24 protein-coding genes and 1 other RNA gene are annotated in these 22,672 nt (G+C 37.9%); 4 read left to right on the forward strand and 21 right to left on the reverse strand.

What is annotated here, in order from left to right; translation table 11 throughout:
* Positions 1-309: 309 nt before the first annotated feature.
* The 19 genes from RTK36_RS08650 to RTK36_RS08740 form a co-directional block, all read right to left on the reverse strand.
* Positions 310-756 (reverse strand): WapI family immunity protein, encoded by a 447-nt coding sequence (locus RTK36_RS08650; protein ID WP_312046260.1) that lies wholly within the window; start codon positions 754-756, stop codon positions 310-312.
* 80 nt (positions 757-836) lie between these two features.
* Positions 837-1,244: a DUF5301 domain-containing protein gene (locus RTK36_RS08655; RefSeq protein ID WP_312046262.1), complete on the reverse strand. Its 408-nt coding sequence runs from the start codon at positions 1,242-1,244 to the stop codon at positions 837-839.
* A 258-nt stretch (positions 1,245-1,502) separates the two neighbouring features.
* Positions 1,503-2,006 (reverse strand): hypothetical protein, encoded by a 504-nt coding sequence (locus tag RTK36_RS08660; RefSeq protein WP_312046264.1) that lies wholly within the window; start codon positions 2,004-2,006, stop codon positions 1,503-1,505.
* Positions 2,007-2,025: 19 nt separating this feature from the next.
* On the reverse strand, positions 2,026-2,460 hold the full coding sequence (locus tag RTK36_RS08665; RefSeq protein WP_312046266.1) for a hypothetical protein: 435 nt from the start codon (positions 2,458-2,460) through the stop codon (positions 2,026-2,028).
* 661 nt (positions 2,461-3,121) lie between these two features.
* Positions 3,122-3,568 (reverse strand): MarR family winged helix-turn-helix transcriptional regulator, encoded by a 447-nt coding sequence (locus RTK36_RS08670; RefSeq protein ID WP_312046267.1) that lies wholly within the window; start codon positions 3,566-3,568, stop codon positions 3,122-3,124.
* Between the two features lie 122 nt (positions 3,569-3,690).
* On the reverse strand, positions 3,691-4,236 hold the full coding sequence (locus tag RTK36_RS08675; RefSeq protein ID WP_312046268.1) for a glutathione peroxidase: 546 nt from the start codon (positions 4,234-4,236) through the stop codon (positions 3,691-3,693).
* A 381-nt stretch (positions 4,237-4,617) separates the two neighbouring features.
* A complete protein-coding gene (locus RTK36_RS08680; RefSeq protein ID WP_312046270.1) occupies positions 4,618-5,448 on the reverse strand; it encodes a histidinol-phosphatase in 831 nt (276 codons plus the stop codon).
* Positions 5,445-6,092, reverse strand: a complete 648-nt coding sequence (gene hisIE, locus RTK36_RS08685) for a bifunctional phosphoribosyl-AMP cyclohydrolase/phosphoribosyl-ATP diphosphatase HisIE (protein ID WP_312046272.1) — start codon at positions 6,090-6,092, stop codon at positions 5,445-5,447. Before hisIE ends, RTK36_RS08680 begins: the two co-directional genes overlap by 4 nt.
* Before the next feature lie 10 nt (positions 6,093-6,102).
* Positions 6,103-6,861: an imidazole glycerol phosphate synthase subunit HisF gene (hisF, locus tag RTK36_RS08690; protein WP_312046274.1), complete on the reverse strand. Its 759-nt coding sequence runs from the start codon at positions 6,859-6,861 to the stop codon at positions 6,103-6,105.
* Positions 6,858-7,583, reverse strand: a complete 726-nt coding sequence (gene hisA / locus RTK36_RS08695) for a 1-(5-phosphoribosyl)-5-[(5-phosphoribosylamino)methylideneamino]imidazole-4-carboxamide isomerase (RefSeq protein WP_312046276.1) — start codon at positions 7,581-7,583, stop codon at positions 6,858-6,860. Before hisA ends, hisF begins: the two co-directional genes overlap by 4 nt.
* Before the next feature lie 216 nt (positions 7,584-7,799).
* The gene (hisH, locus tag RTK36_RS08700) at positions 7,800-8,411 is read right to left on the reverse strand and encodes an imidazole glycerol phosphate synthase subunit HisH (RefSeq protein WP_312046278.1); all 612 of its coding nucleotides are present in this window, start codon (positions 8,409-8,411) and stop codon (positions 7,800-7,802) included.
* Entirely contained in the window at positions 8,412-8,999 is a 588-nt protein-coding gene (hisB, locus tag RTK36_RS08705) for an imidazoleglycerol-phosphate dehydratase HisB (RefSeq protein ID WP_312046280.1), read from the reverse strand.
* A gap of 11 nt (positions 9,000-9,010) precedes the next feature.
* Entirely contained in the window at positions 9,011-10,075 is a 1,065-nt protein-coding gene (gene hisC / locus RTK36_RS08710; RefSeq protein WP_312046282.1) for a histidinol-phosphate transaminase, read from the reverse strand.
* Positions 10,072-11,358 (reverse strand): histidinol dehydrogenase, encoded by a 1,287-nt coding sequence (gene hisD / locus RTK36_RS08715; RefSeq protein WP_312046283.1) that lies wholly within the window; start codon positions 11,356-11,358, stop codon positions 10,072-10,074. The genes hisC and hisD overlap by 4 nt, the downstream gene beginning before the upstream one ends.
* Before the next feature lie 9 nt (positions 11,359-11,367).
* Positions 11,368-11,997 carry an ATP phosphoribosyltransferase gene (gene hisG / locus RTK36_RS08720; RefSeq protein WP_312046432.1) on the reverse strand — a complete coding sequence of 210 codons (630 nt, stop codon included), beginning with the start codon at positions 11,995-11,997 and terminating at the stop codon, positions 11,368-11,370.
* Positions 11,990-13,117 carry an ATP phosphoribosyltransferase regulatory subunit gene (locus RTK36_RS08725; protein WP_312046284.1) on the reverse strand — a complete coding sequence of 376 codons (1,128 nt, stop codon included), beginning with the start codon at positions 13,115-13,117 and terminating at the stop codon, positions 11,990-11,992. Before RTK36_RS08725 ends, hisG begins: the two co-directional genes overlap by 8 nt.
* A 442-nt stretch (positions 13,118-13,559) precedes the next feature.
* Positions 13,560-14,660 carry a zf-HC2 domain-containing protein gene (locus RTK36_RS08730; protein ID WP_312046285.1) on the reverse strand — a complete coding sequence of 367 codons (1,101 nt, stop codon included), beginning with the start codon at positions 14,658-14,660 and terminating at the stop codon, positions 13,560-13,562.
* Positions 14,657-15,298, reverse strand: coding sequence for a sigma-70 family RNA polymerase sigma factor (locus RTK36_RS08735; RefSeq protein WP_312046286.1), 642 nt, complete (start codon positions 15,296-15,298; stop codon positions 14,657-14,659). Before RTK36_RS08735 ends, RTK36_RS08730 begins: the two co-directional genes overlap by 4 nt.
* A 401-nt stretch (positions 15,299-15,699) precedes the next feature.
* Positions 15,700-17,292 (reverse strand): peptide chain release factor 3, encoded by a 1,593-nt coding sequence (locus tag RTK36_RS08740; RefSeq protein ID WP_312046287.1) that lies wholly within the window; start codon positions 17,290-17,292, stop codon positions 15,700-15,702.
* A gap of 294 nt (positions 17,293-17,586) precedes the next feature.
* Here RTK36_RS08740 and RTK36_RS08745 point away from each other — a divergent pair, with 294 nt between their 5' ends.
* Positions 17,587-17,964: a RidA family protein gene (locus tag RTK36_RS08745; RefSeq protein WP_312046288.1), complete on the forward strand. Its 378-nt coding sequence runs from the start codon at positions 17,587-17,589 to the stop codon at positions 17,962-17,964.
* Positions 17,965-18,277: 313 nt separating this feature from the next.
* Here RTK36_RS08745 and ssrS read toward each other — a convergent pair.
* Both ssrS and RTK36_RS08755 read right to left on the reverse strand, forming a co-directional pair.
* A non-coding RNA gene (gene ssrS / locus RTK36_RS08750) (6S RNA) lies at positions 18,278-18,467 on the reverse strand.
* Positions 18,468-18,515: 48 nt separating this feature from the next.
* Complete coding sequence (locus RTK36_RS08755; protein ID WP_312046289.1) at positions 18,516-18,974, reverse strand: signal peptidase II; 459 nt, start codon at positions 18,972-18,974, stop codon at positions 18,516-18,518.
* A 149-nt stretch (positions 18,975-19,123) separates the two neighbouring features.
* On the opposite strand from RTK36_RS08755, the gene fba reads away from it, so the two are divergent.
* The 3 genes from fba to RTK36_RS08770 all read left to right on the forward strand — a co-directional run bounded on the left by fba (position 19,124) and on the right by RTK36_RS08770 (position 22,575).
* Entirely contained in the window at positions 19,124-20,071 is a 948-nt protein-coding gene (gene fba, locus RTK36_RS08760; protein ID WP_312046290.1) for a class II fructose-1,6-bisphosphate aldolase, read from the forward strand.
* A gap of 62 nt (positions 20,072-20,133) precedes the next feature.
* The gene (locus RTK36_RS08765) at positions 20,134-21,033 is read left to right on the forward strand and encodes an MBL fold metallo-hydrolase (RefSeq protein WP_312046291.1); all 900 of its coding nucleotides are present in this window, start codon (positions 20,134-20,136) and stop codon (positions 21,031-21,033) included.
* A gap of 183 nt (positions 21,034-21,216) precedes the next feature.
* On the forward strand, positions 21,217-22,575 hold the full coding sequence (locus RTK36_RS08770) for an MATE family efflux transporter (protein WP_312046292.1): 1,359 nt from the start codon (positions 21,217-21,219) through the stop codon (positions 22,573-22,575).
* The last annotated feature ends 97 nt before the right edge of the window (positions 22,576-22,672 follow it).

Consider the following 22,672-nt stretch of genomic DNA (forward strand, 5'->3'; position numbering starts at 1 on the left):
ATGTAGAGGTCGCAAGTTCAAATCTTGTCGCCTCGATGACTTATAAAAGGTGTTGGAAACGTTGATATCACAAGGTTTTCGGCACTTTTTTGTTTTGAAAAGGTGATTTTGCTGTAAATCACGTTAAATAACACTAAACAATGTTACCTATGCATATTTTATGCATGGCTTTTTTTCATCAAAAAGCAGGTGCGCTATAAAAAAATCCGACAAAATGTATTTTGACGGATTTTTTTATTTACTTTATTAGACATTATCAGAACTCTTTCAATTCTATGTTATAAACATAATGGGAAGTTACTAAAATATTTATTTGATTTCTTTCATGCCTATATATTTCTTCAAACCATTGATTGCTTGAATAACCTGCAAGATACAAGTTTGATCCGTTTCCATTTCAAACCCAAGAATATTTTCTTTATCTGTTCTTTCCTGAAAAGTACCAGTTACAACCGCATGACCCAATGATTTCATGGAAACAGTAAATACCAAATTATTTTCCAAAAGTAAATGATAATCCGCTTGTCCCTCTAAATTGTCATAACACTTTTGCAACTCGTTAGAGAAATTGTATACCGCACCAGTTGCTGAATAATATTCTTCGCATATAACATTATAACATCCAACATTAATCGTTAACGTGCATATGATATCGTAGCCACCTTCATAACTCGTAGTATCAGGAAATCCCAAAACTTCATTGAGTTCAAGAGAAATCTTTTCATTCTCATATCCTTTTAAACTGAAAATCTCCATATAAAGTAGCTCTCCAATTTCTATTGTACTTAGTTTTAACAAATAAACATAACGGGGAAACTGACTTTATAATTCATACTCTATATAGTATAAAATTGTTTAATTAATAGTATTTTTTCATCAACAACATATATTCCATAGTAGGGTAATTCAATATACATGTTAGAATTATCTTCATAAAGATATATTCTATAGATACCACCATCTGTTTCCATATCTATCTTATAATACGGTTTATTGTATGGAGTATCATTCATCGAAATCTTTCTTGTTGGTTTTGCGCTAGCAATATAATTGCTTATTTCTTCAACATCTTCCTTTTCGGTGTATACTCTACTTTCAGTGTCTGAAAAAATACTGATAGTAAATATATCTTCAAGCGGTAATTTTATTGGTTTTGCAGTAGGAAATATTGTATTTAAGATTAAAAATCCACCCAATAATAGTATTATTATAACTACAATTGTACTTGAATCTTTTATCTTCATTATTACCTCCATTATATAAATAACCTACTATCTTTTGTATCGCCAATATTAAACATAATGGGATATTTGTTCACAACATCTAATAAACTTCTTATCCGATATTTAAAAATATTAACAGAGTCAATTAAATTTTTATATTATCAATAAATGCCTTTATTTTTTTCAGGATTTGTAGTTGATACATTATACTCAGCATCTTCTCAACACCCCCCCCTATTAATTGTTAATTCTTCACTGTTGCTTTGTTTTTCAAAATAATTAAGGATTGTACGGATCTTTACGCTTGTTCATCTCTTCTACCGCCTCATTTGAGAGGTATGTATACTTGTACCGAGCGATATATTCTTTCACATTATCTTTTTTATAGCTTACCAAGTAAACTACTTTAAGATAATATATCTCATCCATTTCATATATCTCATAGTGATATACTACAGGCCGATATCTACTTGCTAACTTAATCGGATGTGCATTACGCTGACTATCAAAAATATAAACAGGAGCTTTTTTCTCAATCTCAAGACTTTGCCATGTTTCAGCGTTCATCCCAACAATATCTCCTAAATATACATCTAGGATCGGATTGTCCTCATTATAAATTTCAATCTTCTCTCGATAAGCATAATCACACAGATCGTATAACCTAGTTACTTTTCCATCTACATCAAGAATAGTATGCATTCTCCATATGGCTCCAATTTGAGGTGGTACAAAAAACAGCACGAACAAAACCAAAAGTGAAATTAAAATGTCACGTTTCATTCTTAACACCTCCCTATTTTTATATTTCTACATGAAATAGTAAAATCCTTCCATTTTCTCGAAATAGTTTTGGATACTCGATTTCATAGTGCCTAAGAGAGGTGTTTATAAATATCTGCGGTACCATAATACAACATAAAACCTTATTGACTCCGCCATTCTCCTTACACCGCACACAATTTATACAAGTACCCTCTTCCTTACTGAAACACATCCGGCACAAACATTTATCGCATTTCAGTTTTTTCTTTTCCTGCTCCATAATCATCACCACCTCTTGGGAGGTTGGGGCTTTTTTGGGGTTGGCCGAAGTTATTTTTTTCACAAGAACTCTTGGCTGTATCAAATTTCTACTGGTGGCCCATCTTTTTTCATAATCTTTTACTTTTTCCTTAGTTATGTATCTTGCCAAGCCTGTATAGTCCCCACCGGGTTCTAATTGTAGTGATCTCATCTAGTACTGCTTTTATATCTTCACCACTTTCTTCCATGATACTAACTACATTTTCCTTTGAAAGTCCCATACTCTCTAAAAAATCATGTTTCATATTTATGCCTTTATTAGAGTTTGCCTTTGTCGTTCCCCGCCTGTAAATTTCACTGAGGCAAGCCAGTTGTCTGCATCAAAAAAGAGCCTGTTTAACGTCTGTACTCAAAGACGAGATAAAAGGGATCACCTCCACGTTAAAAGCCGATTAGTAACTTTTTCATTTTGGAATCACCCCCTTAATTTATTATATGTAAAAACCACTCAAACGTTTGTCCAAGTGGTTAATTTTGTTGCGATTGAATTATTATTTCATCATAAAGCCCAAAAAGCATCTTACCTGTTTCATTAATCTCGTTTTAATTCTCAGGACCTACTGCAATAATTTCATCATTTATTGCAAATAGCATGTCTGGTAATTCTTCTGAAAAGTTTAAAATATAAATTAAGAATATTAAAAACAAGGTCATAAAAAAAATATAATTTGCTCATTAGATCTACCTATTTCACTAAAAAACAATCCAAGTCCTACATAGCAATAAAATAAAATTAACCACTCCCCTTTAGTTTTAAAAGGAAGTGGTTTCTTTTGTAAACTGCCATTCTTAACAATGTGAAATCCTACCACTTAAGGTGAGTTCATTTCCAGACTCGAAAGCACTCTATATAAAAGTGTTTGCAGCTGTTTAAATTCCTCAGGCAAAAGTTTCACACAATCACCAAGCTTAATGGGTATCTCCGCCGCAGCTTCTTTCAATTTTCGCCCCTTCTCCGTAATTGTAACAAATACATTTCGCTCATCTTCCTGTGATCGTTCACGATTAATGTAGCCCTTTGTCTCCAATTTCTTTAACACAGGGGTCAAAGTTCCCGAATCAAGATAAAGAATTTTCCCCAAGCCCTTAATCGTAATCTCACTCTTCTCCCACATAACCATCATAGTAATATACTGGGTATACGTCAAATCCAGCGGATCAAGATAGGGTTTATATCGACGAATAATCTCTTTGGAACAAGCATATAGGGGAAAGCAAAGCTGATTTTCTAACTTTAACATATCATACTCTTCACTCATAATTTGAACCTCCTAAATTGCATTTTAAACAATTTAGTTTATCATAATCAATCTTCACAAGCAACCCTACACCTAGCAGCAGCTTTAATACTAAAATTTCCTGAATCACAAAATTTCCTGAATCACAAAATTTCCTCTATTTTTTCTTCAACTTTTTTCATAGAAGCAGTTGGCTCAAAGCGTCCAACAATTTCTCCGTCACGATTAATCAAGAATTTTGTAAAGTTCCATTTGATGGAACTATTTTTTTTATAGTCAGAATCCTGCTTTTTTAGCATCCCTGACAGCAGTATGCCTAGAGGGTGCAACTTGTCAAAACCACCAAACTCTGTGTTCTGAGTAAGCCACTGAAACAAAGGCACCGCCTGATCACCATTAACGTCAACCTTAGAAAATTGAGGGAATGTTATCCCAAAACGGCCTGTGCAGAAGGTATGAATTTCTTCATCGGATCCAGGAGCCTGATCTGCAAATTGATTGCAAGGAAAATCCAATATTTCCAGTCCGTCCTTTTGATGCGCTTCATAAATTTTTTGTAAGTCACTATACTGGGGGGTAAAACCGCATCCTGTAGCTGTATTTACCACCAAAAGAACTTTTCCTCTGTATTCACTGAGTGAAACCTCACTGCCATCTCGTGCTTGAACCTTAAAATCGTAAATATTCATCTCGTTATACCTCCAAATATATTAATTAAATACGAACTCTTAGATTTATTTTTTACAATTCTATTGTATGCAATTAAATTCGTTTTGTCAAGTTTTTATTTGAAAATCTTTTCAATTTGATTATTTCTATTTTTTGAAAAATGATATCTTAATATACAAAAAAATAAAATTAGACTGAAGATTGTAATTACACAAGGGTATTTCTGTCTTTTTAAGTTAATCAATTTAAAAAAATCCAGATCTTACCCATACTTTATAAAACTTCTTCGTAAGAAAAAAACTCACAATATCGACAATATTGTGAGGAAAAAAAGATGTAACTCCTTTGTTATAGTTTTACCTTAACAGATTTCTTTTTATTTTTTTCAATGTAACTATTATTTAAAAAACAGAATTCTTCAGTCCCACTTCCTCAAAACCATTTGTTGTCCAAATCAAAGTAGATTGAAATCCAATTTCTATTGCTAGCTTTACCATATCCTCAAAACAAAAGCCCAAGGAATTGCAATCGTGACTGTCACTGGACAAGAGTATTTTCCCCCCCCGCTTTTTGATTTCTTTCAAGAAATTGATGGAGGGATAAGCTTGACTCCGAAATCCACGATAAATTGCACCTGTGTTGATTTCAAATGGTTTTCCATATGGAATTAAGGCTTCTATAGCACCAATTCCATAGTCACAATATCGCTTGTTCTCTGTATTGAAAAAAGTTTGTCTCTCATTAAACTTGCTCAGCAAATCAAAGTGTCCAATAATATCTGCTCCTGTCTTTTTTAAAACCTCTGCCACAGTTTCAAAATAAACCTTAGCATACGCATAGGGGTCACCGCCAAATAATTCTCGAATATCCCTATCCATGATATCTGCCTTTTCATCAACAGGCAATAATTTTTCTCCCTTTTTGATATAATGAACAGAACCTATGGCATATGCAAAATCAGAGATAGCTTCTTGGGAATAAAAATCCTGCTCTACACCGCAGTAAACAGCAATCTGGGGTGCATAAGCCTCCTTTAGTCGCTGAATTTCCTTCTGATATTCCTTTACGCCATCTTTGCTCATGCAATAGCTCTCGTCAAAATGGGTATAACTATGACCACTGAATCCTAGTGCTTTAAATCCTTTTTGGATGGCTGACAAAACCATTTCTTCTGGTGTATTTTTTCCATCACAAAAAGTTGTATGGGTATGAAAATTCATTTTTGGTATCATTTTGTCATCTTCTCCTGCTTCACTTTGTGGTCGATTACATGTCGGGAAGCCAATTCATTCCTAACATCCTCCAAGGAAATCCCTGCTTCCACCATAAGTACCATCACATGATACGCTAAATCCGCAATTTCATAAATGGTTTCCTGTTTGTCTTCGTCTTTTGCGGCGATGATAACCTCAGTTGCCTCCTCACCGATTTTTTTCAAAATTTTATCTAATCCTTTTTCAAATAGATAAGTTGTATAGGATCCTTCTTTTTTTTCTGACCTTCTTCCCTCAATCAACTCCATCAAGCTATCCATAGAAAAACTTTCATAGCCATCCTGAATAAATACAGGGTTATGGAAGCAAGAATCCTCTCCTAAGTGGCAGGCGGGACCACTTTTATCAACTACAACCATCAATGCATCCTTATCGCAATCCCCTATAGAAACAATTCTTTGTACATTCCCCGATGTTTCACCCTTGCGCCACAGTTCCTGTCTGGATCTAGACCAAAAACAGGTTCGACCTTCTTCCAAACTAATTCGAAGACTTTCTTTGTTCATATATGCCAAGGTCAAAATCTTTTTGGTTTTTGCATCCACAACCACCGCAGGAATCAGCCCTTTTTCATCAAATTTCAATTCCTCTATATTTAGCATACTTTTCTCCTTATCTTCTTACAATAATATTGTTTTCTGCCAAAGTTTTTTTCAAGTCAGGGATGGCAACCTCGCCAAAATGGAAAATGGATGCTGCCAAGCCAGCATCAACCTTCGGTAAAGCTTGAAATAATTCAACGAAATCCTGCATGCAGCCTGCCCCCCCCGATGCAATTACCGGTACAGTGACAATATCGCAAACTGCCTCAAGCATTTCCAAATCAAAGCCTTTTTTCACCCCATCGGTATCAATACTATTAACCACAATTTCTCCTGCACCCATTTTTTCACAACGCTTAATCCAGCTAAGCGCTTCCATCCCTGTATTTTCTCTTCCACCCTTTGCAAAAACCATGAACTTTCCATCTACCCGTTTCATATCCACAGAGAGTACCACGCACTGGTCTCCATATTTTTTTGCCGCCTCTAATACGAGGTTGGGGTTTTTGATTGCACCTGAATTTACACTTACTTTGTCCGCACCACATTTTAAAACCCGATCAAAATCTTCAATGGCATTAATGCCGCCTCCAACAGTCAGAGGAATAAAAATTTCAGAGGCAACCTGTCGTAAAATATCAGTAAACAGCCCTCGACCTTCCACAGATGCAGTAATATCGTAAAAAACCAGCTCATCTGCGCCGTTGTCACTATAGAACTTTCCCAATGCAATCGGTGAGGATACATCGGCAAGTCCTTGAAAATTAACACCCTTCACCACACGACCATCTCTAACATCTAAACAAGGTATAATTCTTTTAGTGATCATTGGCGTTCCTCCTTTGTTAATTCGATGGCCATTTTTAAATCTATATTGCCTGTATATAAGGCTTTTCCCAAAATTGCGCCATATAGCCCCATTTTTTGTAGTCTTCCCACATCTGCCAAATCAGTCACACCACCGGAAGCAACGATATCCACACTGAATTTCTCCGACAATTGTTGATATAAAGCCAAGTTTGTACCGGCAAGCAGCCCATCCTTAGAAATATCCGTACAAATAATAGTTTTCACACCTATTTTTTCAAGCTTTTCACAGAAATCGAAACAACTTTCCTGAGAAAGCTCTGTCCACCCCTTTACAGCTACCATGCCATCCTTAATATCCACACCAACGGCTATCTTCTCACCATATTTGACTACCATATCCTTTAGAAAACCATGATTCTCCACAGCTGCCGTACCCAAAATGACCCGAAAAACCCCTACATTCAAGTATTTTTGGATGGTTTCTTCTGAGCGAATGCCGCCACCCACTTCAACCAACAGGCCGCTTTCCTTCACAATTTCTCTGATAATCTCCAAATTTGGGGTACCACCATCCTTTGCGCCTTCCAAATCCACCAAATGCAAATAGGTTGCCCCGGCTTTTTGGAAGGATATTGCCACAGCAACGGGTTGGGTACTATATACAGTCTTTTGTGCATAATCGCCTTTTACAAGCCTTACAGCACAGCCATCAATAATATCTATCGCAGGAAAAAGCTTCATAAAACTCCTCACTTTCTAATCAAACAACCATAAAAACGCATGACCTTGGGGCTTGCCCCAACCTACTAAACTAAGACCTTGAGGCTTTGCCCCAACGCCCACAAGGAAGTTCCTCCCTTGACTCTTTTTCTAAAACCGTGCAAGCACGGTTTTCTATAAAAGTTTTTGCTCCGCTTTTTTCAAAAAGCGGTTGGTTTGAAAGGAACGTCTAGATTATTATAATTCACAAAATGCCTTTAATATCTTTAGCCCTACCTCACCGCTTTTTTCCGGATGAAATTGGGTTCCGTATACATTTCCCTTTTCTACAGATGCAGTAAGCATTGCACCATATTCGGCTGTTGCCGTTACCGACGAATCGCAATCCATGGCCGCAAAGGAATGGACAAAATAAACACATTCGCCTTCATCCAAATAGCGGTATAATGCACTTTTTCCCTTTGAAAAAATTAGCCCATTCCAACCAATGTGAGGAACCTTTAACCCCCCACCAATTACAGGGGCAATGGGCTTCACACTACCTTCAATCAAACCCAAACCCATATGTTCACCATATTCATAGCTTTTTTCAAATAACATCTGCATTCCAAGGCAAATCCCAAGCAGTGGTTTTCCTTTTGCCACTTCCTCCAAAATCACCTGATCCAAACCGGTTTCTCTAAGCTTTTGAATGGCATCCTCAAAAGCACCAACCCCGGGAAGTACAATTTTTTCACTGTTGCGAATGACCTCAGCGCTCCCTGTTACCTGAACCTCAGCGCCAATAACACCTAGAGAACTTTTCAACGAAAACAAATTTCCAACGCCATAATCTACAATTGCAATCATTTACAACACTCCTTTCGTAGAAGGAATTTCATCACGATAAGCATCCTGAATGGTTACCGCCATATTCAAACAGCGAGCAAAGGCCTTAAATGTGCCTTCTATAATATGGTGTGAATTTTTCCCTGCCATCTGTTGTATGTGCAAGGTAATATTGCTTTTTCTAGCAAAAGCAATGAAGAATTCCTCCACCAGTTGTGTATCAAAGTTGCCCACCTTCTCTGTGGGAATTTGCAAACCATATTCCAAATGTCCACGACCGGAAATGTCCACTGCAACCAAAATCAAAGCCTCATCCATTGGCAAAATAATATGTCCATATCTGGTAATTCCTGCGCCATTACCCAACGCTTCCGCAAAGGCCATACCTAAGCAAATACCAATGTCCTCCACAGAGTGATGGTCGTCAACATAAGTATCCCCTTTACATTTTACCGTTAAATCAAATCGCCCGTGCTTCGCAAAAAGGGTAAGCATATGATCTAAAAATCCACAACCAGTGGAGATTTCACTTTTACCTGTGCCATATAGAGAAAGAGAAAGGTTAATTTCCGTTTCTCCTGTCTTTCTTGAAATTTCGCTGTTTCCCATGGAAATCCCTCCTATCTCCCCTTTAAAATCTCTGAGGTTTTCTGTAAAAATACATCCATCTGCTTATCTGTACCAATAGTGATTCTAACAAAATCACCAATTTTTTCTTTCTCAAAATGACGAACCAAAACGCCTTTTTTCTTTAGTTTGCTATAAAAGTCAGCTCCTGAAATATTGGGGGGTTTTGCAAAAATAAAGTTCGCTTTTGAGTCTAAGACTAAAAAGCCTAAATTTTTTAATGCCCTTACCGTAGTTTCTCTTGTTGCAATAATTTTTTTTGCGTTTTCCTTATAATAAATATCACTGTCCACCGCTGCTTCCCCTGCCACTAAGGTTAGGCGATTAATATTGTAGGGGTTTGTGGAAAATTTTATTTTTTCCAAATCCTCTATGATTTCCTTAGATGCAATGGCAAAACCAAGCCTTGCCCCTGCCATCGAGCGGGATTTTGAGTAGGTCATGGATACCATCAAGTTGGGATACTTCCGTACCAGCCCTACTGCCGAAGTTCCACCAAAATCCACATAAGCTTCATCAATCAAAACTACATGATTGGGGTTAGATTTCAAAATTTCCTCTATTTCAAATAAACCAATTTCCATTCCCGTAGGTGCATTGGGATTTGCAATGACCACCATCTTGTCGACATTACAATAATCTTTATAATTAATTGAAAAATCCTCTTTCAATGGAAATTTCACATGGGGTACATGATATAAATCGGCATAAACAGGATAAAACCCGTAGCTGATTTCCGGAAAAACCGCCCCTCTTTTCTCATCACAAAAAGCCATAAAGGAAAAATTCAAAATATCATCAGATCCATTGGAAAGAAATATATTTTCTTTTTCCACGCCATACAGTTTTGCAAGCTTTTCTTTTAAAAACTTCCCCTCCGGATCGGGATATAAATTCAGTCGTTTCACTTCGTCAGCATTTACCCGCTCTATTACCTCCTGAGAAGGGGGATAGGGAGATTCATTGGTATTGAGCTTAATATATTGTTGATCCCGAGGCTGCTCTCCTGGGGTATATGCTTCTAATGATGCAAATCTAGAACTTAAAAAACGACTCATTCCTCCGCCTCCTTTTCAAAACGTATCATAACAGACTTCCCATGGGCAGTTAATCCCTCTCTTTTGGCAAAGGTATTGATTTTCTCTGCTTCTTTTGCTAGTGCATCCTTTGTGTAATAAGTAAAGGATGATTTCTTAATAAAATCATCCACAGATAAAGGACTTGCAAATCTTGCGCTTCCGCCTGTAGGTAACGTATGGTTTGTGCCAGAAAAATAATCGCCAAGTGCTTCAGGCGCATTTTTTCCTAAAAAGATGGAACCTGCATGGCGAATCTGACCTAGATAGTCAAAGGGATTATCCACACACAATTCCAAATGCTCGGGAGCAATTTGATTGGCAATTTCAATGGATTCTTCAATGCTTTTGGCCAAAATAATTTTTCCGCTATCATCAATGGATTTTCTTGCAATGTCTTTTCTTGGCAAAAGAGGAATCTGCTGTTCCAAACATACCGATACTGCTTCCGCCAATTCTTTGCTATCAGTAATTAAAACGGCACTTGCCATCTCATCATGCTCCGCCTGTGATAGCATATCCGCTGCCACCACTGCACCATCTGCTTGACCATCAGCAATCACTAAAATTTCACTGGGTCCCGCAATCATATCAATAGCGACCTTTCCGAATACCTGTTTCTTCGCTTCAGCAACAAAGGCATTCCCTGGCCCTACAATTTTATCTACCCTTGGAATGGTCTCTGTTCCATATGCCAAAGCGGCAATGGCCTGTGCCCCACCAATTTTGAAAATGCGATCAACCCCTGCAATTTTTGCCGCCGCCAAAACCTCATTACTGATTTTCCCACCTTTTGCTGGTGTTACCATAATAACTTCCTTCACGCCTGCAATTTTTGCTGGAATACCATTCATTAAAACTGTAGAGGGGTAGTTTGCAGTTCCTCCAGGAACATATAAGCCGACTCTATCCAAGGGCGTTATTTTTTGCCCCAATACAACACCTTCCCTTGGCATATACATCATGTCGCTCCGTTTTTGTTTTTCATGATACCCACGAATATGCTCTGCAGCTTCCTCCAGAATAGAAATGAATTCTTCATCTACATCTTGGTATGCTTTTTCTATTTCCTCTGATAGAACCTCCATTTCCTCTAATACGGCTCCATCAAAGCGTAAGCTGTAATCTCTTAAAGCTATATCGCCTTTTTGTCTCACCGTTGCAATAATTTCTGCAACCACATCTGTTATTTTATTTTTTTTTTCCTCCACACGGGAAAAAATATCTACAATATTAATCTCATTATAACTATACTGTTTTATCATGGTATCACCTCAGGATTTCTTTGTAATAACCTCATTCATCTTTTCGCATATTTGGCGAATAGGTTCATTCAAAAATTTATAGCTTGCTTTGTTGGCAATCAATCTTGCGCTAATGGGAACGATGTCTTCCCATGGCTCCAAATTATTTTCCAAAAGGGTTGTCCCCGTTTCTACAATATCCACAATCACATCTGACATTCCCAAAATAGGTGCAATTTCAATGGAACCGTGGAGCTCGATAATTTCAATTTCCAAGCTTTGTTTTCTATAGTATTCCTTAGCAATATTGGGGAATTTCGTGGCTACCCGAAGGGTGCGGTCTGTATCAATTCTGCCGCCCTTTTTTCCTGCCACCGCCATACGACATTTTCCCATGCCAAGGTCTAATAATTCATAAACGTCGGAGGATTGCTCCAGCAAAATATCCTTTCCCACAACGCCAACGTCGGCAACCCCACGCTCCACATAGACCGCCACATCCGAGGGCTTTACCCAAAAATAACGAACACCGTTTTCTTCATTTTCAAAAATCAGCTTCCGGTTAGTTTCTCGAATAGAAGGACAGCCATAGCCTATTTCTTCAAAAACACCATAAGCCCTCTCTCCAAGCCTACCCTTTGGCAAGGCAATATTAATCATTTTCTGCAATGATTTCAAGCCCCCTTTCCTTCATACTCCACAACTGTCTATATTTTACCGTTTGATTATTCTGCCTTTGCACCATCACGCTTTGGCCATTATCCGTGAGCATTTCAACAGCCCGCAACAATGCACCTGTATCCGTATTTTCTTCATACAATAATAAAATATCAGTATCATATTCCTTTTGAGTTGTGTCATAGCGCTCCAATAAATCCAGATAAACGGCAAAACCAATGGCATCGCTGTTCTTTCCTAATTTGTGAACCAAATTATCGTATCGCCCCCCGGAAAGAATTCCATTGGGTACACCATTGATAAACCCTTGAAAAATAATGCCTGTATAATAATCCATACCATTTACAACAGAGAAATCTAGCTTCAATTTTTCACTGCCCCCGTTCGTTTTAAGAGCAAAAAACACTGCTTCTAACTCCTCCAACGCTTGCTTCATTTTTTCATTTACGCAAAGTGCTTTGGCTTTTTCCACACAATCATCCATGGATCCGTATAAAGAAGTCATTGAAACCAAGGCTGATTCCATCTCTTCCTTAACGAAGAATTGCTTGCAAAGGGTTTGTATACTATGTATATTCTTCTCACTGATTCCTTTGAGCAAAGCCTCATTTTGGCTGTTGGTTAAACTCAGCTCTTCAATCAAACCCATCACAAAGCCCATATGAGAGATATCCATAATATAATCTTGGCTTATAATTTCCAAACTTTTTTGGGCAAGTCGAATGACTTCAAGTGTTGCATAGCGATCCACCTCGCCGATATACTCCAGTCCAACCTGCATAATTTCTTTAAATTCTCCCGTGCCTTTTCTCACACGATAAACATTTTCATTATAATAAACTCTCTCAGGCACTTTATAATTTCCTCTGGTGTTTTTTATAATAGAAAGGGTTACATCAGGCTTAAGCGCCAAAAGTTTTCCATCTAAACCACTAAAAGCCAATATATTTTCACAACTTAAAAAACTTCTGTTCTCCGCATAAAAATCATATTCTTCAAACTTACTCATCTTAAATTGCTTATATCCAAATTGCTCAAATAAAGCCCGTAGACGAAAAATCACTTCTTCTTCTTTTTTCAATAGCATTTTCGGCAATGTCATGGTGCACCTCCGTATGTCAATTTACTTTAATCTTATATCAGTTTACCACTTTAGTCAAGTAGAACACTAAAGTTTATCATCTTTGCTGAAACTCCTTTCTTTCCTTCCATATTTTTATGCAAATTGATAATATGGGTTCTTTCACCCCGAAAAAATATCATAGGTTACGCGTTAAGATCAATATATTTTTAAATACGGATCTATTTAAAATTGGGTACGTTTGATATTTAAGGAAAGGCTTATCCCATTGAACGAAAGGAATGAAATAAAGAAAGATTTTTTTATGAATCCATAAATTAAATACATTGCTAGGATACACTTTATATTTTGAAGTTATAGGTGTAGTAAAACCGTGTATATTTTCCTGTAAAACAGAAAATCCTTCACCTAATTTTTGCAACAAAAAAACGCTTCTTCCTATATTAGAAAAAAGCGTTTCCTATTACTTTGTCTCAAGAGTAACTTCAAAAAGAATGGATTCTGCATTTTCAGTAGGTTCTTTCATGGAACGGGTTTGTCCTAAAGCCTTTAATCCATCCACAAATTCCTTGGTTTTGCTTGATGGTATAAATATTTTTATGCCATCCACTAAGGTCTGCTCTCCTTCATACCCACCAAGGGAGGTTGCCAAATCCCTGATTTTATCCAGCACCCCTTCTTTGTTTTCCACAGTAAGGATCACCTGCTGTACTACTAGGGCTTCATTCTGCTCAATTAACATTCCTCTTGCCTCAGGCTGAGTTGGTTGTGGGCTTACCTCATCGGACATTTGATCCATAGAAGATTCTGCCATCAGGCCACTAGACAGCTTCGGCTGTGCCATCCGTGGGTTTTCCTCGCCACTGTATTTCTCTTTGGTTGGAAGTTCTTGTGCAGTGATGTTTTCTTCTGGCTGTTTGGCGATTTGTATTTCAGATACATTACTTTCTGTCTGTTTCGCCATTTGTGTCTCAGGCTCATTATTTTTTTCCTGTTTCGCCACTTGAGCTTCAGGCTCTGTACTTTCTGCTTGTTTCGCCATTTGTGTTTCTGGTGCAGCATCTTCTGGCTGCTCCGCCATTCTCATTTCAGGTGCAGTATCATTTGCTTGCATTATTTGCAAATCAGCTTTCGGTTGGTCCGCATTTTGTGACTCAGCAAAATTCTGATTATCCCATTCACTCCCCACGGCCATCTTCTGGGTTATTTCCTTTTGTCCACGCATATTTAAAATCCCCTGGGTACCGCCGAAAACAGCAACCAATAGAACCCCTGCTGCAATCAATCCCAATTGTTTCCATCTATATTGAGGCTTTTTCTGAGGGACTAATGACACAATCTTCCCCTCTGCCGCTAACTTTCCCATTAGTTCCTCATGATACCCTTGGGGCAGTTCCTCCTCAGGAAGGCTTTTTATGGAATCCATAATTTTTTGCAGCTGCTTTGCTTCTTCCTGACAGTCCCCACATTCTTTAAGATGTGATGTTACAAAATCTGCCTCTTCCTTCGTTAATTCCTGTGCCAAATACTCCCACAACAATTCCCTGCATTCTTCGCAGCTCATGGATTGCTCCCCTCCTTTCTATTCTTATGACGAGGTTTCCTGCCGTTTCGTTCCCAAATATTTAAGATTTCTTCTTTTAAATTATTTCTAGCTCGGGAAATTCTGGATTTTACAGTACCCAATGCCAAGCCTGTAATTTCAGCAATCTCCTCATAGGATAAACCTTGCATGTCCCTTAAAACAAATACTGTTTTATAATCTTCTGAAATCGTTTCCAATGCCGTAACGATTTCACTTTTCATTTCTTTGCGCATCAAGCTCTCTTCTGGGGTGTCGCCGTTATCTGCAATTTCTTGTTTCCAACTTCCCTCATCATCCTCAAGCTCGTTATCTAGAGAAAAGCATTGCTTCCCTTTTCGTTTTCTCATCTCATCAATGCAGGTATTCACCGCAATCCGATAGATCCAAGTGGAAAAAGCCGAGCGTTCATCAAAATTTTCTATACTGCGATATGCCTTTATCCATACCTCCTGGGAGATATCTTTTGCATCCTCGCTATGGTTCATCATTCTAAGCGTAACGTTATAAACAATTTTTTCATGCTGTTCCACCAGTCGTTCAAACGCAGTCATATCTCCCTGCTTTGCTCTGGAAATGAGCTGTTTCGTTCCCTGCTCTGCGGAAGCTTCTATCGCCATTTTGGATCACCCCCATTTCTTTTTTTCTATACAACCATCATAATATAGATTGTAGAGAGAATCAAAAGCATTTTTTTCAAATCTCTATTTTTTCTACGTATTTCTCTTAAAAAATTATTTCCAATTGAAAACATAAGCTATTTAGACGTAATTAGCATTCCTTTGTTCCTATATAATTATATTTTTTTCTATTCCTCTCTACAAAGGAGTCTCAGCTCCTTAGCAAAGCATCTAGGATTAGTCTAGGAAATCTTCTAATCGCAAAAAACAGTACATTTGTGTATCTTTTCATGGAACCCTATCAAAAAAATGCTTCTAGCCTACTACCTCAGAGTAAACTTTAGTCTTATATAGTTAAATATCAATAAAAAGGCGAACCCCTCTGAGTCCGCCGTAAAAACTTATCCTTCTTGGTATTCACTGTCATCCAGATGAAAGGCTTCCCAAAGCTCAATATCCGGATTTTTCTGCATAAAATTATTCAATGTGTACTGATTTGCGAAAAGAACAATCGGTCGTTCTAAACGGTCATAAACCAGTGTGCTTCTAGCCACCAAATAATCTCGAATATCTCCAACCGTTGCAGGGTTTACCCATCGAGCAACACTGTAATCCAAAGATTCCATACGTACCTCGGAGTTGTATTCATTATTTAGGCGGTATTCAAAAACTTCAAACTGCAATTGACCAACAGCGCCTAAAATAACATCATTAAAATCATTACGATAAACCTGAATCGCTCCTTCTTGTGCCAGCTGCTGCACCCCTTTTTGGAACTGCTTTGCTTTCAGGGAATTTACAGGGTGAACACGCATAAATAATTCTGGAGGGAACGTTGGCAACGGCTCAAAAAACAGCTTTTCCTTTGTATCCGTTAAGGTATCACCGATTTGATAATTTCCGCTATCATAAATACCGATAATATCACCCACAACAGCATTTTCTACGGTTTCCCGTTCGTTTGCCATCAGCTGTGTAGACTGACTCAGCTTCATCTGCTTTCCCGTTCTGGATAGGGTTACTGTCATCCCTCTTGTAAAGGTTCCAGAACAAATACGCAAAAATGCCAATCTGTCCCTATGAGCAGGGTTCATATTCGCCTGAATTTTGAATATAAAACCGCTGAAAAATTCGTCAGTAGGCTTCACTTCGCCTTTCGTTGTTTTTCTAACCCCGGGCGCTGGTGCCCATTGCAAGAAATGCTCCAAAAAGGGTGTAATACCAAAATCCGCCAATGCAGAACCAAAAAATACAGGAGAAAGCTTTCCTTCCATGATGGCTTGCAAATCGAAAGAATTGCCTGCGCCATCCAAAAGCTCCATTTCATCCCGCAAAATATCTAAATTTGCTTGAGATATCACGCCATCTAGGGCACTACCAAAAACCCCCTGGGGGCCAAGGTCAATCACTCCATTTTGTTTACGATACAGAAAAACCTTATTTTCCAATCTATCATAGATGCCTTCAAAGGTAAGACCATTACCAATGGGCCAAGTTACAGCCGTTGAAGGTAATCCCAAAGCATCCTCCAAATCCGCCATACACTCCAAAGGATCCTTAGATTGACGATCTAACTTATTAATAAACGTAAAAATAGGAATCTGGCGCATACTGCAAACTTTAAACAGCTTCACAGTCTGAGCCTCCACACCTTTCGCCGCATCAATTACCATAACCGCACTGTCAACAGATGTTAGAATACGGTAGGTATCCTCACCAAAATCATTATGACCGGGTGTATCCATAATAGATACAACCTTTCCTTTGTATTCAAACTGCATTACAGAAGAAGTAACGGAAATACCACGCTGTTTTTCAATCTCCATCCAATCGCTTTTTGCAAATTTCGCATTTCTTCTTGCCTTTACAGTACCTGCCTCACGAATTGCTCCGCCGTGGAGCAGAAGCTTTTCTGTCAATGTTGTTTTTCCGGCATCAGGGTGAGAAATAATCCCGAAAATCCGCCTTCTTTGGATTTCTTCCAAAATACTCATTTCTGTAAATTCCTTTCTATCCGTTGTTGAACCATATTCTTTCCAATAAAAAAAATACGCATTATTTTTATTTTACCCGAAGTTTTAAAAAAAGGAAACAGAAACTTATACAAATTCAAAAAATATACAAAGGAACTGTATATGATAAAAACACATTGACGAGAAAATGTCTTTGATATAGAATATAAGTTATACGTAATAGCGGTTAAGGGAGACATTCATTTTCGGAATCCCACGGGGCTTTATCAAAGCCTCTAAACCAATAAAACAAAAAAACTTCGGAGGTATTAAATTATGATTAAAGTTACAAGCACAGACAAAGCACCCGCAGCAATCGGCCCTTATTCTCAGGCTATTTCTGCAAATGGTTTCCTTTTCACCAGTGGTCAGATTGCCATTGATCCCGCTGTTGGTGATGTAGTTGCAACTACAATTGAAGGACAGACAGAACAAGTAATGAAAAACCTTAGCGCAGTATTAGAAGCAAATGGATTAACCTTTGCAGATTCTATTAAAACAACATGTTTCTTAGCAGACATGGGCGACTTCGCTGCTTTCAATGAAATTTACGGTAAATATTTTACAAGTAAACCTGCTCGTTCTTGTGTCGCAGTAAAAACTCTTCCTAAAAACGTTTTGTGCGAAGTTGAAGTTATTGCATTATTAAAGTAATTCATCTCATTTGGAAATAGGGCACGCCCTAGTGCAATTCGTTTGCATTCCATTACCAAAACTTGGATAAACATATTTGCATTTCCACAGAAAAGAGAGTTTTAGAAAACCATAAAAACCACCCCGTACTAGAGATTCCTCTGGTACGGGATTTTTATTGCACTATTCTTAAAGAATGCTATGGCAGTGAACGGTAATGAGCCTTATAGGCTAACCAAAATTCCATAAAAAAGGTTGATTAAATAAATTCTCTACACAAAAAAACTAAGTTACTTTTTCGGTAACTTAGTCAAATGATAAATTCATAAATTAAAAATATCCCGAAGTGCCGTTCTTACCGCTTGACACCTAGCCTAAGCCAGGTGGGTAACCGCAGCCAAAGTCTCTGCCTTCCCCCGCCCAAAGGGAATTATCTTGGGGCCTGACATAACTTCTGCATATAGGAATCCCGAGTCAGTTTTGTAGGTTCAAATATAGTAAGCTCTCGAACACTTCAGGATTTTGTATTTACATTATACAACGTAATTTGTCATTCATCAATAGGGAATCTTCTACATATTTGATTTATCTTTTAAAGACAAAATACCCATTAAAATTGCACCAAAGAGCAATGCTGCATCAGCAATATTAAAAATTGGTGGATTCTTACCCTTATCAATGAAAATAAAATCTGTTACACTTCCTTTTTTCCAACGCTCTAAAAAATTGCCATACGCCCCGCCAAGGATAATTGCCAAAGGAATTCCATATCCTTTTGTTTCCTTATCACCACAGCATGCCCGTATAAATAAGATGCTGTAAATGGCTGTAAAACCACCAGTAATCCAAAGAATTACATTTCTCTTTCCTTCAAGCTTATGATATGCCATTCCGGAGTTCTTTATGTGCTGGAAATACAGTAGATTTTTGGCTATTTTTTTTCGCCTGCCGAGGGGCAACATTGCATTTGCCCATTTTTTGGTTCCCAAATCCAAACCCAAAACACTCAAAAAAACTAAGATATTTTTCAAAACCCATCACCTTTCTTTTGAAATGTTGTGCTTTTTTTCCAAAAGGAGCTGTTGTCAATGAAATTTCCTTGCCACAACTCAAGTACCGTATTATAATTTTAATACAGGTTACAATGATTTGCAAATTAAAAGAAAGAGGTGTAAATAAAATGGCGTTGGTTACAACAAAAAAAATGTTTGAAAAAGCTTTTCAGGGCGGTTATGCCATTGGCGCATTTAATATTAATAATATGGAGATTATTCAAGGGGTTGTGGAGGCAGCAAAGGCTCAAAATTCGGCTGTTATTCTTCAGGTTTCCAAAAGTGCATTAAAATATGCCCATCCTAAATATTTAAAGGCTATGGTTGATGCGGCTGTTGAAGAAACAGGCTTAGATATTGCGCTGCATTTGGATCACGGTTCAGATTTTCAAGTTTGCAAGAACTGTATCGAATACGGCTTCACCTCAGTCATGTTTGATGGTTCTCATTTAGAATATGAAGAAAACGTGGCACAAACAAAGGAAATTGTTGAATATGCCCATGCAAGAGGGGTTGTTGTTGAAGCAGAATTAGGTAAGCTTGCTGGTGTTGAGGATGACGTAAACGTTGACTCTGCAAATGCTACCTACACAGATCCTGATCAGGCGGTTGATTTTGTGAAGCGTACCGGAGTAGATTCCCTTGCCATTGCCATTGGCACAAGTCATGGCGCTTATAAATTTAAAGGGGACGCTAAATTGGATTTTGACCGTTTGGAATCTATCACAAAGAAATTAGAAGCACAAGGTATTCATAACTTCCCTATTGTGTTGCATGGTGCTTCCTCTGTTGATGAAACCAGCGTGGAAACCTGCAATAAATATGGCGGAAATATTTCCGGTGCAAAGGGGATTCCTGCAGAAATGCTGAGAAAAGCTTCTGCCATGGCAGTTTGCAAAATCAATATGGATACAGACATCCGCTTGGCGATGACAGCAGCGATCCGCAAATCTTTTGGCGAAAATCCTTCTGCTTTCGACCCTCGTGGCTATTTGGGCGATGCAAGAGAATTGATTCAAAAATTAGTAGAAGGAAAAATCAAGAATGTAATTGGCTCTACAAATTCCATGGACTAAATTTTTCAAACCCAAGCTGTTCCATTTATAGGAACAGCTTTTTATTAAAAGGAGGTATTATTATGTACGAATTAATGCAAGCTGGGGAAAATACCTTTTATATTAACTGCCCCTCAAAAATCGGGGTATACCGTACCTCTTCGGAAGAAGTATGGTTGATTGATAGCGGTAACGATAAAGATGCAGGGCGCAAAATCCAAAAAATCTTAGATCAACAGGGCTGGAAGCTCAAAGGAATCATCAACACCCATTCCAACGCTGATCATATAGGCGGGAACACCTTATTGCAGGACAGGCTCAATTGCCCTGTCTATTCCACCCCCATGGAAAACACTGTTATTGAAAATCCTATTCTTGAACCATCTTTTCTATATGGCGGATATCCCTTTCAAAAGCTGCGAAATAAATTTTTGATGGCAACTCCATCAAAAGCACAAGACATTTCTCAAGCGCAGCTTCCCGAGGGAATGGAAATTTTCCCATTAGGTGGTCATTTTTGGCAGATGATCGGTGTAAGAACTCCCGATAATGTATATTTTTTGGCTGACAGTGTTTTTAGCGAAACTATTTTAGATAAATATCATGTCAGTTTTAATTACGATGTAACCGCTTATTTCAAAACCCTAGATTTTTTGGAAACCCTAGATGGAGCTCTTTATATTCCCGCCCATAGTGATCCCACAGAGGATATCCGTCCTTTGGTTGGGGCAAACCGAAAAAAGACCAACGAAATCTTAGATAAATTGCTCTCGATTTGTCAGGCTCCAAAATTTTTTGAAGAAATTCTTCACTTTATTTTTGAAGAATACAACTTAACGATGGACTATGGACAATACGTATTAGTGGGAAGTACCATCCGCTCCTATCTATCCTACCTTTATGATATGGGTAAAGTTGAAGCATTTGTGGAGAACAATTATCTTTTATGGAAAACTGCTGCTCCCAATTCAAAAGCAGACTAAATTAATTGGATATGCCCCACTTCCCCCTAAAGTTTTTATTGACAATAAAATTATATGGGCGTATCATAGTTTAATGTTACTCGAAGAAGCCAAAAAAGCTAGTATAGCGCTGTCACGGCAGCGCTATACTTTCGTAAATTTTAGGACTACTTAAACTCATGACACGGAAAAGGGGGTTATTTAATGAGTTCCGCTGCTACCGAAATAAAAGAAAATAAAATGGGTGCTATGCCCATTAACAAATTACTTTTTTCTATGTCTGTCCCTATGATTATTTCTATGATGGTACAGGCCCTTTATAATATTGTAGATAGTGCTTTCGTTGCCCAAATCAGCGAAAATGCTTTGTCTTCAGTATCCTTAGCCTTCCCTATGCAAAATTTTATGATTGCCGTTGCTGCAGGCACAGGGGTTGGTACAAATGCTTTGCTTTCCAAAAGTCTAGGCGCAAAAAAGTTTGATACTGCTAACAAGACAGCCAGTGTCAGCATCTTACTGGCTTTTTTAAATTGGCTCATTTTCGTAATCATTGCCTTTCTCTTTACAACACCTTTTTTAAAAGGTCAAACAGAAGTTTTAGAGATTATTCAGGGTGGTGAGGTATACCTACATATTGTTCTAGTTGGCTCTCTTGGTATATTTATTCAAGTTGCCATGGAGCGATTGCTGCAATCTACAGGCCGAACCTTTGAGGCTATGATTTGTCAGGGCGTGGGTGCAATTGCAAACATTATTTTAGACCCAATTTTAATCTTTGGTCTGTTTGGATTACCCGAGATGGGCGTTGCAGGTGCGGCGATTGCCACAGTAATTGGACAGTTTATCTCCTGTGGAGTGGGTATTTATTTAAATTTAACAAGAAATCATGAAATACACATTCGAATTAAAAACGCTCTGCCCAGCATATATATTTTGAGAAGTATTTATATTGTTGCAATACCTTCCATTTTAATGATTTCTATTGGTTCCATCATGATTTTTTATATGAACCGTATTTTAGATAGTTTCACTTCCACGGCAATTGCTGTTTTCGGTGTATACTTTAAATTGCAAAGCTTTATCTTTATGCCGGTATTTGGAATAAATAATGGGATGATACCCATTATTGCCTATAACTATGGTGCAAGGAATAAACAACGCATTCATCAAACCATTAAGCTCAGTGTAATTGCCGCAGTGGTTATTATGCTAGCAGGATTTGCGGCCTTCCAAATCCTCCCTTATAAGCTTTTGGCTCTGTTTAAGGCTTCAGATAATATGGTAGCCATCGGCGTACCTGCGTTAAGAATTATCTCTTTTAGCTTTTTGCTGGCAGGATATAATATTGTAACTAGCTCCGTATTTCAGGCATTGGGCAATGGCATCTATAGCCTCATCATTTCTGTGGTACGTCAGCTGGTTGTGCTTTTACCCGCCGCTTATTTGTTGTCCCGTACCGGGGAATTAAATCATGTTTGGCTTGCTTTCCCCATTGCGGAAATTGTAGCCCTTGCCCTTTGTACTGCATATCTTATCAGAATACTGAAAAAGCTGGACTTTTAACCATACTTTTTAAGGGAAAAAGTAAAAAATCAGAATCTTATATTTGCTAATCTAAGAAACAAAAGCCCATTTTGCAATGGAAATTTTGCAAAATGGG

This window comes from Anaerotignum sp., assembly GCF_031981185.1.
Classification (GTDB): domain Bacteria; phylum Bacillota; class Clostridia; order Lachnospirales; family Anaerotignaceae; genus Chakrabartyella.